Below are 12,806 nucleotides of genomic sequence, written 5' to 3' on the forward strand. Positions count from 1 at the left end.
ATCGGCGCAGAGCGACAGCCTACCTCTGACTGCCGCCAATCTTTGCAACAGAGCCCTTCACCGCACTACCATCGCGTATCATCCACGCCGATCTAACCCGATCCAGCGCGTACAATGGACGCGAGACACGATTGCTACCAAAAAATGGCTACCAAATGGTATCATTAGGTACCAATAGTACCATTTAGGTACTATCTAGTCCGCCGTACCGAGGCCCTTGGATGCAGCTAGCGCTTGCAGTGCCTGTTCCAGCACGGCGCCAAGCGGCAGGTCGAGTTCGTCGGCCACGCGGTAGAGTTCCGCGATAGTCTCTTCCGTTGCCTTGATATTGATCTGTTGATTACGCCCGGTTGTCCGCCGTCGACGCCGCAGCGGCCGGGAAGGCGAGGGGGCGGTTTCAGCTGTGTCGGTACCGGCGGCCTTGCGCTGCGCCTTGCGGCTTGGGAAATCGCTGGCCTGCGCGATCTCGTCGATTGCGGCTGCCGGCACTGGCTTCGATTTCCCTTGGGGAGCGAAATCGTCGAGGTCGCCGAAAGGGTTGGCTCTGCTCATCATGCCGTTCCCACATTGGAAGTAGCGGCAGTCTTGCCGGAATCGCCGCGCGCTGCCCGCAGCCGCTCGATCACTTCGGCGGCGAACTGTTCGGCATTCGCCTGCGCCTTGTCGAGGTTGGACACCTCGCGCGGATCGAGGTTGTCCAGCGTCTGCCGGAACGAGAACACCGCACGGAACGCCTCGCGCTCGTTGAGCTGTGTATCGAACACCGGAACCCCGGCATCGAGCAAGCCGCCCTGGATATGTCCCATCGTGCGCGTGCGGATAATCGGCGATGTGCGCGTCAGCAGCACCCCGTAAGGCACCGCGCGCCCGGTCATCTTTTCATGCTGCTTGAGCACTCGGATAGCCCGGCTCGCCTGTTCGGCATCAAGCTGCGAACCCTGCATCGGGATCACCACCAGGTCCGCCTGGCTGACGGCCAACAGCACGATCTTGGCCGCGGTGCCTTCCAGGTCGACAACCACGAACGGCGTCTTCGCGGCGGCTTCCTCGATCCGGTCGATGATCGTATCTTCGTCGACATCGGCCAGGATCGACAGGTTGGCTGGCAGGGCGGTCCCTTTGCTCCAGCTGGCGATAGGGGGTCAGGACATAGAACGGGCACAGATATACGCTAAGCGTCTCTGCGCGCACTTATGGGTCGACTCTATGCGTCGACGACTCCAGCATTCCAAAGGCATCCATCGGACAGTTGTAGCATCGCCTCTCGTCGCAGAGCCGGCATATCGTCAGCGCCGAGACAGCGTCGTCAGACATCTGCGCAAGTATTGTCTCGGCAATACGTTCCAGCACGAGGCGGTCAGCATTCGAGACATGGCTAAGGATTTCGGATAAAGTCTCGTTTCTTCGTTGCAGGATCGCAGATAGGCGAGTCTCGCCTGCCTCAGTGAGCATCAGCGCTACTGCACGACGGTCCCGTAGCGCTTTGGATCGAACGGCGAACCCGGCTGCAACCAATCGATCGACAAGCCGCACCGTCCCCGCGTGGGACAAGCCTAGCACCCGTCCTAATTCGTCGATCGAAAGACCGGTCGCGTGACCGATGACGACGATCGCCGCGGTGGTTTCGCCACCGCCGGGTATCGTCGGGTCGAATGCCGCCTTCTTAATTCGATCGGTGATGCCCACTGCGAGGGCGCCGAACAGATTGACGAGCCGGTCCGAGAGTACGTTCAAAGGGTTGCCTCATTCATTGACGGCGTATAGTGTATGCGCAGCGCATATATCACGCCTGTCTAAGCATGAAGGCAGGTCATGCGCCATGATGAAAGCGAGGCACCATGTTTTCGACATTACACATAGCTGAAAAGACGACCGGCTCTCGCGGGTCTCTCGCGTTGCTGCGCTGGGCGCTGGTGGTCATCTTTCTCTGGTTCGGTTGCATGAAATTCACGAGCTATGAAGCGATGGGCATCGCGCCATTGATGAAGAACAGTCCGATCATGAGCTGGATTCCGGCCGTTTTTGGGGTGCAGGGTGGAAGCTATTTTATAGGCACCGTCGAGCTCGCGACGGCCGCTGCGCTGATTATCGGTGCTTTCAACAAGACGGCCTCCGCTCTCGGCGCGGCGATGTCATGCCTGACTTATGCCGTGACACTGACGTTTTTCCTGAGCACGCCTGGCGTCGCCGAGCCGACCGCTGGCGGGTTCCCGGCGATTTCGGCCGGAACCGGACAGTTCCTGTTGAAGGACCTGGTGCTTCTTGCGGCATCAGCGTGCCTTCTACTTGCGTCCATACGGACAGCAGACGCGTGACGGCAAACAGGTGATAGGCGACGCTCCGGACCTGCGCTTTTGCCGAACCATACCCGCCTCAGCCCATAACGATCGACAAACCCTGTCGCTTTGATAGGGTGTTCGAAAACATGCTTTCGAGGGTTTGTCGTACATGCTGGTCGGATATATGCGGGTGTCAACGACCGATGACCGCCAAACGGTCGATCTCCAGCGGGACGCGCTCGTCGCAACCGGGGTCGATCATCGGCATCTCCATACCGACAAGGCATCCGGCGCGCGCGACGACCGACCAGGCCTGAAAGCCTGCCTCGACTATCTGAACGCGGGCGACACACTGATCGTGTGGAAGCTCGACCGGCTCGGACGCTCGCTGCCGCACCTGCTGACGATCGTCACCGATCTGAAGGCGCGCGGCATCGCGTTCCGGTCGCTGACCGAGCAGATGGATACGACCACGCCGCACGGCGAATTGCTGTTCTCGCTGTTCGGTGCATTGGCACAATATGAGCGTGCGCTCACGCGCGAACGGGTGATGGCGGGACTGGCTGCTGCCAAACGCCGGGGACGCCAAGGTGGCCGCCCGCCGATGATCGACGCCGAAACGCTCGAGCGGATCACCGCCGCGCTGGATGGCGGGGCCAGCAAGGCGTCCGTCTGCCGGACCTTCAAGGTGCCGCGTTCGACCCTTCTCGGCACGCTTGCCCGGATCGGCTGGACCGCACCGGCCAAGGTCTAAGCCGATGCCGCGTCGCGCCGTCCTGTCGGACGAGCAACGCGCGGCGTTGCTCGCGCTTCCCGACGACGAAACCCTGCTCGTCCAGCACTGGACATTGAGCCGGGACGACTTGGCCATCATCGTCCGCCGGAGGCGACCGCATAACCGGCTGGGTTTCGCGATCCAGCTTTGCGCGCTGCGCTATCCTGGCCGTTTCCTGCGACCCGGTGAACTGATCCCTGATACGCCGCTCGCGTTCGTCGCAGAGCAATTGCAGGTCGGACCCGAGGTGCTGGCCGACTACGCGACGCGCGGCCCGACCCGGTACGAACAGCTCGATGCACTGCGCGATGCATTCGGCTTCATGCCGCTCAGTCGGCCGCTGCGAACGACGTTGCAGGAATGGCTCCTGCCGATCGCGCTGACGACGACCAGCGGGGCTAGGCTGGCGCGCGTGATGCTGGATGAGTGCCGGCGACGGCGCATCATTGTGCCGGGCATCAGTTCGGTCGAGCGGATGGTCGCACAGGCGTTGCTCGATGCCGAACGCCATGTCGCCGAGCATCTGACCCGAGGACTCGATGCTCGACAGCGCCGGCTGCTCGATGCGCTTCTCCTGCCCCACACAGGCACGAACTTGAGCGATCTGGCCTGGGTGCGGCAGTCACCCGGCAAGCCCGGCCGAAAGACATTCGCCGCCATCATCGAGCGACTGACACTGCTTCGGGCCATCGGGATCGATCCGGATATCGCCGTAGGCGTCCATCCCGAGCGCCTCCGACGCCTGTGCCAGGAAGGCGTGCGGCTGACCGCGCAACATGTTCGGACGCTGCAAGCGACGCGGCGTCGCGCCACATTGGTGGCGACCATCCTCGAAACCATCGTTACCCTCACCGACGATGCGGTGCTGATGTTCGATCGCCTGCTTGGGCAGATGTTCCGGCGCGAACAGAACAGCGCGGACACGACACTCAAGCGCAACCGGCGCACCATCAACGGCAAAATCCGGCTGCTTGCCCAACTCGGCGCTGCCTTGCTCGCCGCCAAGATATCAGGTGGCGATATCGGCGCTGCGGTCGAGGCAGCGATCGGATGGAATGATCTCGGCCGCGAGGTCGATGAAGCCCGCAAGCTGATCCGCCCCGATTCGGTCGATCCCGTCGCGGTCGCCGCGACCAATTACCCCGTCCTCCGACAGGTCGGTCCCTCGTTCATCGCCTCGTTCACATTCGGGGCGGTGCCAGCCTGCCATGCGCTCGCGCGAGCGGTCGCGATCATGCGCGACCTTCATTTTGGTCATCTGCGCAAATTGCCTGCAGGCACGCCAGTCGGCTTCATCCGGCAAGCTTGGCGTCGGGCGATCGGCACCGGCATTCCCGATCGCAGGATCTATGAATTGTGCGTGCTGGTCGAGCTTCGCGACCGGCTTCGCGCCGGCGACATGTGGGTCGAGGGAAGCCGACGCTATCGTGCTGTCGAGCAGCAACTCATTCCTGCCCCCGTATTCGCCAACATGCGCGCGGCCGGCCCCTTGCCGATACCGGCACCGGATACGGCCGATATCTGGCTGGCCGAACGACGCGCCCGCCTCGCCCGTCGATTGGCCGAGGTCGAGCGAAAGGCGGAGACGGACGCGCTGGAAGACGTGCAGCTCAGCTTGGGCAGGCTGCGGATTTCGCCCTTGAAGGCGATTACTCCCGAGGAATCCGATACCGCCCTTGCGCCGCTCTATGCGCATCTGCCCGCGATCCGCATCACCGACCTTCTTGCCGAAGTCGATCGATGGACCGGGTTCAGCCAGTGCTTCACGCATCTGCAAAGTGGCCGTGCCGCGGATGAACCACGTGCGATCCTCACGGCGGTGCTCGCCGATGCCACCAATCTGGGCCATACGCGCATGGCGGAAGCCTGCAATCTCGTGACCCAGCGCCAACTCGGTTGGCTCGCCTCGTGGCATCTGCGCGAGGAAACCTACGGTCGCGCGCTCGCCCGGCTTGTCGACGCCCAACACACCGCGCCGCTGGCCGCGCTGTTCGGGTCCGGCACCTCGTCCAGCTCAGACGGTCAGAACTTTCCGCTCGACCGCCGCGCCCAGGCAACCGGCGCAGTCAATCCGCACAAGGGGACAGAGCCGGCTGTCTCCTTTTACAGCCACGTCTCGGATCGCTACGCGCCGTTCCATTCCACAGTTATCTCCGCTTCGGCGAGCGAGGCGGCACAGGTGCTCGACGGGCTGCTCCACCACGGCGCCGATCTGCACATCGAAGAGCATCACGTCGATGGCGGGGGCGTCTCCGACCATGTGTTCGCGCTATGTCATCTGCTTGGGTTCCGGTTCGCGCCGCGTATCCCGAATATCGCCGCACGCCGTTTGCACCTGTTTAACGGCATCGAACCCGGCCCCGATATTGCGCCGCTGGTCGCGGGCCGCATCGACGAAGGTCTGATCGAGGCACACTGGGACGACGTGCTGCGACTGGGAACCTCGATCCGCACAGGCGTCGTCAGCGCCTCGATCATGCTGGAACGGCTCGGCTCCTATCCACGCGCCAACGGCCTGGCACTGGCGTTGCGCGAGATCGGTCGCGTCGAGCGTACCCTGTTCACGCTCGACTGGATCGAGCAGCCCGAACAGCGTCGCCGCGCCACCCGCGAACTCAACAAGGGAGAAGCGGAAAATGCCCTGAAACGCGCCATCTTCTTCCATCGCATCGGCCGTATCCGCGATCATGCGCTGCAAGCCCAAAGCCATCGGGCGAGCGCGCTGAACCTCGTCGCCGGTGCCATCGTCCTGTGGAACACGACCTACCTGCAAGCCGCCCGGATGCATCTCGCCAACCTCGGCCGGCCGGTCCCGCCGGACCTGCTGCAACACCTATCACCGCTCGGTTGGCAGCATATCAATCTCACCGGCGATTACCTCTGGACCGATCCCGATGCGCCATCCACCGCGCTCAGACCGCTTCGCCAGATGCGCGCCGTCGAAGGCACGGCAAAACCTTAGCGTATATCTGGGTCCGTTCTGTGTACCGACCCCGATAGGGTGATTGGGATCCGCATCCACCACCGTGACAGGCGCCGCCCGCGCAAGTTCGGAGGCGAGGAGCAGGGCGGCGGTGGTCTTGCCGACGCCTCCCTTGGGGCTGACGAAGACGATGGTAGGCATAGACCAGAGGATAGCCACAGGATAGCCGGGAAGCAATCCGATAGCTATTAGATACCATTAAGATATCTTTTTCAGGACCCGGGTCGGCAGCCTTTTCTCTTGTGATCGGGCTTGATGGGAGTATGCGCCAAGAACAGATGCGAACCACACTGAAAGAGCGTTATTTCAAGCGAATTGCAGACGCGATCCTGACGGCGTCTGTTCATGTCGATGCGTTCCTGGCAGCTCCGCGCGCCTATCTGACTGCGACAAAATGGTGGATTTTGCGCAAACGAGTGCGCGCACGCGGTCAGTTTGCGGTTCTGCTTAGCCGATCGCCACGTGCCTATATGCTATGGGCGCTGCGTGCCGAGAGGGGCGGGGTACTTGCCAGCGCCGCCGATGTCTCGCCGCCAATCGTCGCGCTGATCGATATTCGTGGCAATGTGACAGCGCGCGACCCGCAGCGCCAGTTGGACCTCACGATCAATAGCCTGTTGGCCGACGGTGTGGCCGCGATCCTGGTTGGGTCGCCTGAAACGCCTGATCTGGCCGCTGTTCGGGCAGCCATCAACTGGAGCGGCGGGGCGTGGCTGATGCCAGTTGCATCAGGCGACAGGATCGCGCCGGGCACCGCCGACGCCTATCGCGCAGCGATGCCGGCGAAGAGCACTGGCGCCTACCTTCTTTATGCCGACGATGACGGCATCGAACGCTCGGATCGGCGGAACAATCCCTATTTCAAACCCGACTGGAACGCGGAGCTGTTCCGTCATCACGACTATTTGACAGGCTCGTGCCTGCTGCAAGCGGACTGCGCTGATTGGGACAGATTGAAGGACACGCAGGATTGGCCCGCGCAGCTGACAAGACGGATCATTGAGGCGGGCGCGGTCCCGCAGCACGTGCGGCAGATCCTGCATCATCGCCGCCACAGGCCCGTACCGCGCGTGCCTGCCCAGACCATCACCATCGCAGCCGATCTGCCGCCACTTTCAGTGGTAGTGCCGACCCGCAACCGGGTCGATCTGCTGCGAACTTGCATTAATGGTGTGGTGGCGGCCGATTATCCAGATTTAGAGGTCATCATTGTCGACAATGACAGTGACGATCCAACTACGCTAGCCTATCTCGCCGGGCTCGATCCTGCACGACACCGCGTGCTGCGCCATACCGGGCCTTTCAACTATTCTACGATCAACAATCGCGCCGTGGCGCAGGCCCGGGGCCGTCTGCTTTGCCTGCTCAACAATGATATCGAGACAACCGACCGGACGTGGCTCGCCACCCTGGCGACGCAGGCTCTCCGGCCAGAGGTCGGGGCGGTGGGTGCGAGGCTCCTTTATCCTGACGGACGCATTCAACATGCTGGCGTGGTCATCGGCGTCGGTAATGCCGCGGGTCATGCCCACCGTTGCTTGCGCCCCGACGAGGACGGTTATTTCCACCGTCATAGTCTGCCGCAATTCACCATGGCGGTGACTGCCGCCTGCCTGGTGGTGGCGCGGGAGAAGTTTCTGGCGGTTGGCGGGCTCAATGAAGTCGATTTCCCCGTCGCTTTCAACGATGTCGATCTGTGTTTGCGGCTCAACCAGAGAGGCTGGCAATCGCTCTATGAGCCGCGTGCGACACTAATTCATCATGAATCGGTCTCGCGCGGGTTGGATCAGGACCCGGTTGGCGCGGCGCGCTTCGCAGGCGAACTGGCCGCGCTCCAGCGCCTGTGGAAGACCAACGAGATCGTCGATCCCTTTCATCATCCTCATCTCAGTCGCGCGAGCGAGCGCTTTGCGGTGGCGCTATGAGTAGGGCAGGGGCAGAGGCCCGCATGGCGCTGCCGCAGGTGACGCTTTGCGCGGTCAGCTGCATCAATGTGGCAGCGACGGTGCGAGCAATGGACCATAGTCTGGCGCAGATCGATGTTGCCGCTGCGCGCTTGTTCACCGACGTCCCCCTCAGCCCGCCGCACCCGGACATAGAGGTTGTGCTGATCCCGCGAATTGCCTCTTCGGCCGCCTATTCCGATTTCCTGCTCAACCGTCTGGTCGAGCATGTCGATACCAGTCATTGCTTGATCATCCAGTGGGACGGGCACGTGATCGACGCGAACCGATGGCGATCCGAGTTTCTCGACCATGACTATATAGGGGCGAGTTGGCCGCAATTCGCCGATGGCCATGATGTCGGCAACGGGGGGTTTTCGCTGCGCTCCCGGCGGCTGATGCAACTTTGCCGCGATCCGGCTTTCAAACAGCACCACCCCGAGGACGTCGCGATTGGGCGGATCAATCGCGACTGGCTGGAAGACCAGGGGATGAGCTTCGCTCCGCGCGGGCTTGCAGATCTGTTTTCGGCAGAGCGGGCAGGCGATGTCGGTCGCAGTTTCGGTTATCATGGGGCTTGGCTGATGCCGCAGGCGATCGGCATTCCCGATTTCTGGGCGCTCTACCCCGAACTGGACGACAGGGGGACTATCCGGCATGATTTTGCTGCCATTCTGAAGCAGATAGGGCGGGGCCGGGGAGGGCTGCCGCGCGCTGCGAGGCTGATTCGTGACCAGATGTTCTGGCATTGCTAACCACTGTCTTTACGCCATGAAGGATCAGACGCGTTTGAACCATATCTTCCCGGGCCTGCCGCTCATCGAATCCCCGCTCTACTCCAGGCTTAAAGCCGACTGGGGGCTGACTCCGGAGGAAGAGCGCATCGCCGATGATCTGCATGTCAAAGGCTATGCCGTGTTCGACTTCCCCGATCCGGAGATCGACGCGCGGATCGAGCGGATAAAGGAGCATCTGGCGCCGCGCTACGGCATCGATTTCGACAGCCCCGGCAGCGACAAGACCGGCGGCGAACGTCGGGTCCAGGATGCATGGCAGTTTGACGAGGATGTCCGCGCGATCGCCGCCAATCAAGTGGTGATTGAGCTGCTCGGCAAGCTGTACGGCCGAAGCGCGTTTCCTTTCCAGACGCTCAACTTCCCCGTCGGCACCCAGCAGGATGCGCATTCGGACTCGGTCCATTTCTCCAGTCTTCCCGAACGCTTCATGTGCGGCGTGTGGCTGGCGATGGAGGATGTGGGGCCTGATCAGGGACCTCTCTTCTACTATCCCGGATCGCACAGCTGGCCGATCATGACCAACAGCCTGATCGGGCGGCGCGGCTATGGCAGTGACCTGATGTCGGCACAGGACCCCTATGGCCCGGCCTGGCGCGCCCTGTGCGAGGTGCACGGCGCGCAGGAAGAAGTATTTCTGGCACGCAAGGGGCAGGCCCTTATCTGGTGCGCCAATTTGCTCCACGGCGGGAGCTGGCAGAATGATCCGACATTGACCCGCTGGTCCCAGGTGACGCACTATTATTTCGATGACAGCATCTATTACACGCCGGCTTTTTCCGATGAGGCGGTAGGACGGCTAGATTTGCGCAATCTCAGATCCATCGCTGATGGAAAGCATCAGCCAAATATGTACTTGGGGGAAGAGTTAGAGCTGTTGGGAAAAGGCACACAGCGACAGCGGCAGGGATTGCGGCGCAGGGTTTTAAAAGCCCTGCGCCGCCTGCATGATTAATCGCTCGGCAGGACATGAATAGCGCGAAAAGGGTCAAACATACAGGCCTAGCCCTTTTCGCGAAGCTTTAGGCAGCCATCGTCATTACTGCGGGCACGGGCTTGTTTAGGATTTTCGCGTACAGGTTGCTGTATATTTCGACTAGCGGACCCATATCGTACCTGTTGCCCAGTTCCCTCGCATTCTTGCCCAGTTCCTCGCGTAACTGGGTCTCGAGGATCGTTTCCATTGATTGCGCAAATGCTGCGATGAACTGGTCAGTATCGCGCACTGCCTTGACGATGATCCCGCCGCGTACGCCGTTTTCATTTTCCAGCATATTGCTGATTTCGCCGACATCGCTGGCGACGACCGGAGTCCCCACCTGCAGCGACTGGATGATGCATAGCGGATAGGATTCACCAGCAAACCGGGTTGGCACAATGGCGACGTCACTCATCCGGTAAAGGCCATGAATACGGGCTTGGTAGCCCAAAAAGCTAATATCAGGATCGTTGCCGTATTTCTTGCGGTGGCGATCTGGCTCGTCACCCTCTCCGACCAGGCACAGGTGCATGGGTTGTTTGGGATTACGTTTGCGGATCTGACAAAAGGCTTCGATCGCGGTGCGCCAACCCTTACGCTTGATACCACGCGCGACTAGCGTGAATACGATCGCATCTTCGGCGATGCCCATTTCTGCACGGGTCTGTGGATAGGGCAGCGGATCAATCGGCATGGCGTTGGCCATCTTCGTAAAGCGGGCCTCGGCGATGCCCTGTCCCTTTAGCGGAAGAAGGTTTTTGTCGGCGGTATAAACAAAGTGGTCAATCGGCTGCGCGATCCGTTTCATCATCTCGGGCGGGATGTCCGATGCTTCATAGGAGCCATGGAGTGTCACTACATAAGGCACTTCCGGATCGAGGTTCCACATGTGGTAGAAGTGCATTTCTGCCCCAACGGTATGCGAATGGATAAGGGATACGCCAGCCTTTCGGATGAAACGTTCGCAGCCGTACTCCGTTACCCATGCTGCGTCATAGACTGATACGGCCGGGTTGAGCGATGCGCGCATGTGCTCGTTCACCTCTTCGGACACGAAGATAAGCATCGAGACAATCCAGCCTGCATCGATAAGGCTATTCGCTAGCTGAATCGGGAAATTTTCCCCACCCCCGGGTACGAAGCCCAGCATGGCTAAAAGGATATGCCCCTTTTTGCGCGTTACTGCGAGCATCTTGTCGAGATTACAGTGAAGTTCGAGAGGGCCGTGCGTTTCCTCTACCTTAAAGTAAAGGTATTGCTCTAAAATGTTGTTGTAGAACTTAATGACTGTTGAATGCGGGACATCCCAAGTCTTGCGCATCTCAATCATCACACGCTCAAGTTCGGAATAGAATCCGGTTCCGTTGAACGAGCTTGAGGACGTGTTCGATCCATGGCGCCGGAAATAGGACACCGCTTCGGGTTCCCAAGCGATTTGCCCACCTCCGGCGATTTGCAGATACAGATACCAATCACCTACCACCCGATAGGAAGCTGCTTCTTCCCAGACGTGCAGGGCGATGGGTTGGCGTCGGAATAGACAGCCGCCCACGTTTGCGATCACGTTGCTGACTCCGAAGCCATGAGCGAACCAGTCGGCTGCCGGACGAACCAGTGACGTTCCCCATATACCCGGCTCCGCATGTTCGCGATAAGTGTCGAGCCAGAGGTTGGGGGAACCTTCGATGTCGGTTTCAAGGATGCGTCCGAAGGCCATCTGGACACTGTCGTCGGCAAAAAAGGGGACGAGTTTCTCTACAAAGTCCGGTTCGCAAAAGTCGTCACTCTCGCAGATCCAGACCAGTTCTCCGTCGGCGCTCTCAACGCCCTTGCGCCACTGGTTGAAGACGCCGCCCGAATTGACCACGTTGTACATCTTTTTGATGCGACCGGGGTATCGCTCTACGTAGCCATCAATGACCTCGCGGCTGTTGTCGCTCGAACAGTCGTCAAGCACCGTGATCTCAATGTTGGGATACGTCTGCGCCAAGATGGAATCGAGACGTTGCGCCAGGAATCGACCGTGGTTGTAGTTGGGAACGATTGCCGAGACTTTTGGAGCGTAACGCTTTTTTGCAATTTTTTGCCTGAAAGATATCGCTGCTCGAAGTTCCTGCTTGCCGTGAAGCGCCCAGTGAACGAACGGGTTCATTCCCGAAGCAGCGATGTCGGTATATAGACTGAGATAGAAATTAGTCGAAAAATTGCTGCTCGGATTGCGCCGTTCTAGCCATCCCAACGTCATGTAGTGCAAGAACGGATCCATGCCTGAAATCCGCACCTCAGGATATTCGTCGATGTAGTAGGCTTCGTCGAATTCATCACGCAGCGAGGCGATCTCTTGCGGAGTGAGTCCGCGAAGGGCCTCTTCTTCGGAAAGCGGCGTGATGGGCGCGATGTGCTCGACACCTGCAGGGCCAGTGTCTTGGCCAGGCATGTCGATCAGCGCGGGCAGGTCGGGCATGGAGTCGCTTGCGACGACATCGGGCGCATCTGCGGCAGCAGCGGTGTCGGGCGCGTCGCCGCCGAAAAGGTGGTGGAAAAGCGGATGCTGTCCCGAACCGATGAGCTGGGAATGCTTGAGCAAATATTCCAGCGTACGAAAAGAGGCGTTAGGGTTACGACCCTGCCGCCAACCGTGCCTCAGGTAATGAATGAAAAGGTCTTCAAGGTCGGTTTCAATTTCTGGATTATGAGCCTTATAGTATTCATTATCAAAATTAGCATATGCAATTTTCCGTTGATGAGAGCTTAGCTTGCTAAGACCTCCGTCTTTTTCATCATTACTAAATTGCATGCTCACTCCGGGTCGCTTGTGGGGCAAGTAAAAAGGTATGCGAAGCTGAAATTTTACGCTGATTATCTTAAAATACGCTATTTTCAATCATAGCCTTGGTCAATGTTTTCATCATAGCAAAAGGCGTTTCGATGCAAACATGCACCGTCGCATTGGCTGGCAAGGTAAGGGCACGCTACTGCATGCAACGAAGCCCCAGGCTAACCCGGCTTATTCACGAGACTGAGGCTCCGGGCTTTTTGAGTGGTGGTGCGTT

10 protein-coding genes and 1 pseudogene are annotated in these 12,806 nt (G+C 60.1%); 6 read left to right on the forward strand and 5 right to left on the reverse strand.

All coding sequences use genetic code 11. The features are described 5' to 3' along the window. Positions 1 to 195 precede the first annotated feature (195 nt). From AX724_RS01505 to AX724_RS01515, 3 genes are all read right to left on the reverse strand, one after another. Positions 196 to 552, reverse strand: coding sequence for a hypothetical protein (locus AX724_RS01505; RefSeq protein ID WP_066762822.1), 357 nt, complete (start codon positions 550 to 552; stop codon positions 196 to 198). Beyond that, positions 552 to 1,022 carry a ParA family protein gene (locus AX724_RS01510; protein WP_231736432.1) on the reverse strand — a complete coding sequence of 157 codons (471 nt, stop codon included), beginning with the start codon at positions 1,020 to 1,022 and terminating at the stop codon, positions 552 to 554. The genes AX724_RS01505 and AX724_RS01510 overlap by 1 nt, the downstream gene beginning before the upstream one ends. Before the next feature lie 169 nt (positions 1,023 to 1,191). Further along, positions 1,192 to 1,734: a MarR family winged helix-turn-helix transcriptional regulator gene (locus AX724_RS01515; RefSeq protein ID WP_010339851.1), complete on the reverse strand. Its 543-nt coding sequence runs from the start codon at positions 1,732 to 1,734 to the stop codon at positions 1,192 to 1,194. Between the two features lie 104 nt (positions 1,735 to 1,838). Here AX724_RS01515 and AX724_RS01520 point away from each other — a divergent pair, with 104 nt between their 5' ends. The 3 genes from AX724_RS01520 (at position 1,839) to AX724_RS01530 (ending at position 6,016) form a co-directional block, all read left to right on the forward strand. Then, positions 1,839 to 2,315, forward strand: coding sequence for a YkgB family protein (locus AX724_RS01520; RefSeq protein ID WP_010339850.1), 477 nt, complete (start codon positions 1,839 to 1,841; stop codon positions 2,313 to 2,315). A 133-nt stretch (positions 2,316 to 2,448) separates the two neighbouring features. Beyond that, a complete protein-coding gene (locus AX724_RS01525) occupies positions 2,449 to 3,033 on the forward strand; it encodes a recombinase family protein (RefSeq protein WP_010339849.1) in 585 nt (194 codons plus the stop codon). A gap of 4 nt (positions 3,034 to 3,037) precedes the next feature. After that, positions 3,038 to 6,016 (forward strand): Tn3-like element ISMpo10 family transposase, encoded by a 2,979-nt coding sequence (locus AX724_RS01530; RefSeq protein ID WP_012449407.1) that lies wholly within the window; start codon positions 3,038 to 3,040, stop codon positions 6,014 to 6,016. 36 nt (positions 6,017 to 6,052) lie between these two features. Here the strand turns inward: AX724_RS01530 and AX724_RS24680 are convergent. Beyond that, a pseudogene (locus AX724_RS24680) lies at positions 6,053 to 6,178 on the reverse strand (nucleotide-binding protein); the annotation flags it as partial. Positions 6,179 to 6,279: 101 nt separating this feature from the next. On the opposite strand from AX724_RS24680, the gene AX724_RS01535 reads away from it, so the two are divergent. The 3 genes from AX724_RS01535 to AX724_RS01545 are packed head-to-tail and all read left to right on the forward strand — an operon-like array spanning position 6,280 to position 9,729. Continuing rightward, positions 6,280 to 7,962 (forward strand): glycosyltransferase family 2 protein, encoded by a 1,683-nt coding sequence (locus AX724_RS01535; protein ID WP_331711404.1) that lies wholly within the window; start codon positions 6,280 to 6,282, stop codon positions 7,960 to 7,962. Beyond that, entirely contained in the window at positions 7,959 to 8,735 is a 777-nt protein-coding gene (locus AX724_RS01540) for a DUF5672 family protein (protein WP_231736433.1), read from the forward strand. Before AX724_RS01535 ends, AX724_RS01540 begins: the two co-directional genes overlap by 4 nt. 34 nt (positions 8,736 to 8,769) lie before the next feature. Beyond that, positions 8,770 to 9,729, forward strand: coding sequence for a phytanoyl-CoA dioxygenase family protein (locus AX724_RS01545; protein ID WP_066762834.1), 960 nt, complete (start codon positions 8,770 to 8,772; stop codon positions 9,727 to 9,729). Between the two features lie 67 nt (positions 9,730 to 9,796). Here AX724_RS01545 and AX724_RS01550 read toward each other — a convergent pair whose 3' ends face one another. Continuing rightward, positions 9,797 to 12,550: a glycosyltransferase gene (locus tag AX724_RS01550; RefSeq protein WP_082733360.1), complete on the reverse strand. Its 2,754-nt coding sequence runs from the start codon at positions 12,548 to 12,550 to the stop codon at positions 9,797 to 9,799. Positions 12,551 to 12,806: the final 256 nt, after the last annotated feature.

Source organism: Sphingobium sp. CCH11-B1, from assembly GCF_001556865.1.
Taxonomy (GTDB): domain Bacteria; phylum Pseudomonadota; class Alphaproteobacteria; order Sphingomonadales; family Sphingomonadaceae; genus Sphingobium.

Excerpts from the sequence above, each read along its gene's own strand:
- AX724_RS01505 (WP_066762822.1), bottom strand. The coding sequence starts at position 552 with ATGAGCAGAGCCAACCCTTTCGGCGACCTCGACGATTTCGCTCCCCAA.
- AX724_RS01520 (WP_010339850.1), top strand. The coding sequence starts at position 1,839 with ATGTTTTCGACATTACACATAGCTGAAAAGACGACCGGCTCTCGCGGG.
- AX724_RS01525 (WP_010339849.1), top strand. The coding sequence starts at position 2,449 with ATGCTGGTCGGATATATGCGGGTGTCAACGACCGATGACCGCCAAACG.
- AX724_RS01530 (WP_012449407.1), top strand. The coding sequence starts at position 3,038 with ATGCCGCGTCGCGCCGTCCTGTCGGACGAGCAACGCGCGGCGTTGCTC.
- AX724_RS01540 (WP_231736433.1), top strand. The coding sequence starts at position 7,959 with ATGAGTAGGGCAGGGGCAGAGGCCCGCATGGCGCTGCCGCAGGTGACG.
- AX724_RS01550 (WP_082733360.1), bottom strand. The coding sequence starts at position 12,550 with ATGCAATTTAGTAATGATGAAAAAGACGGAGGTCTTAGCAAGCTAAGC.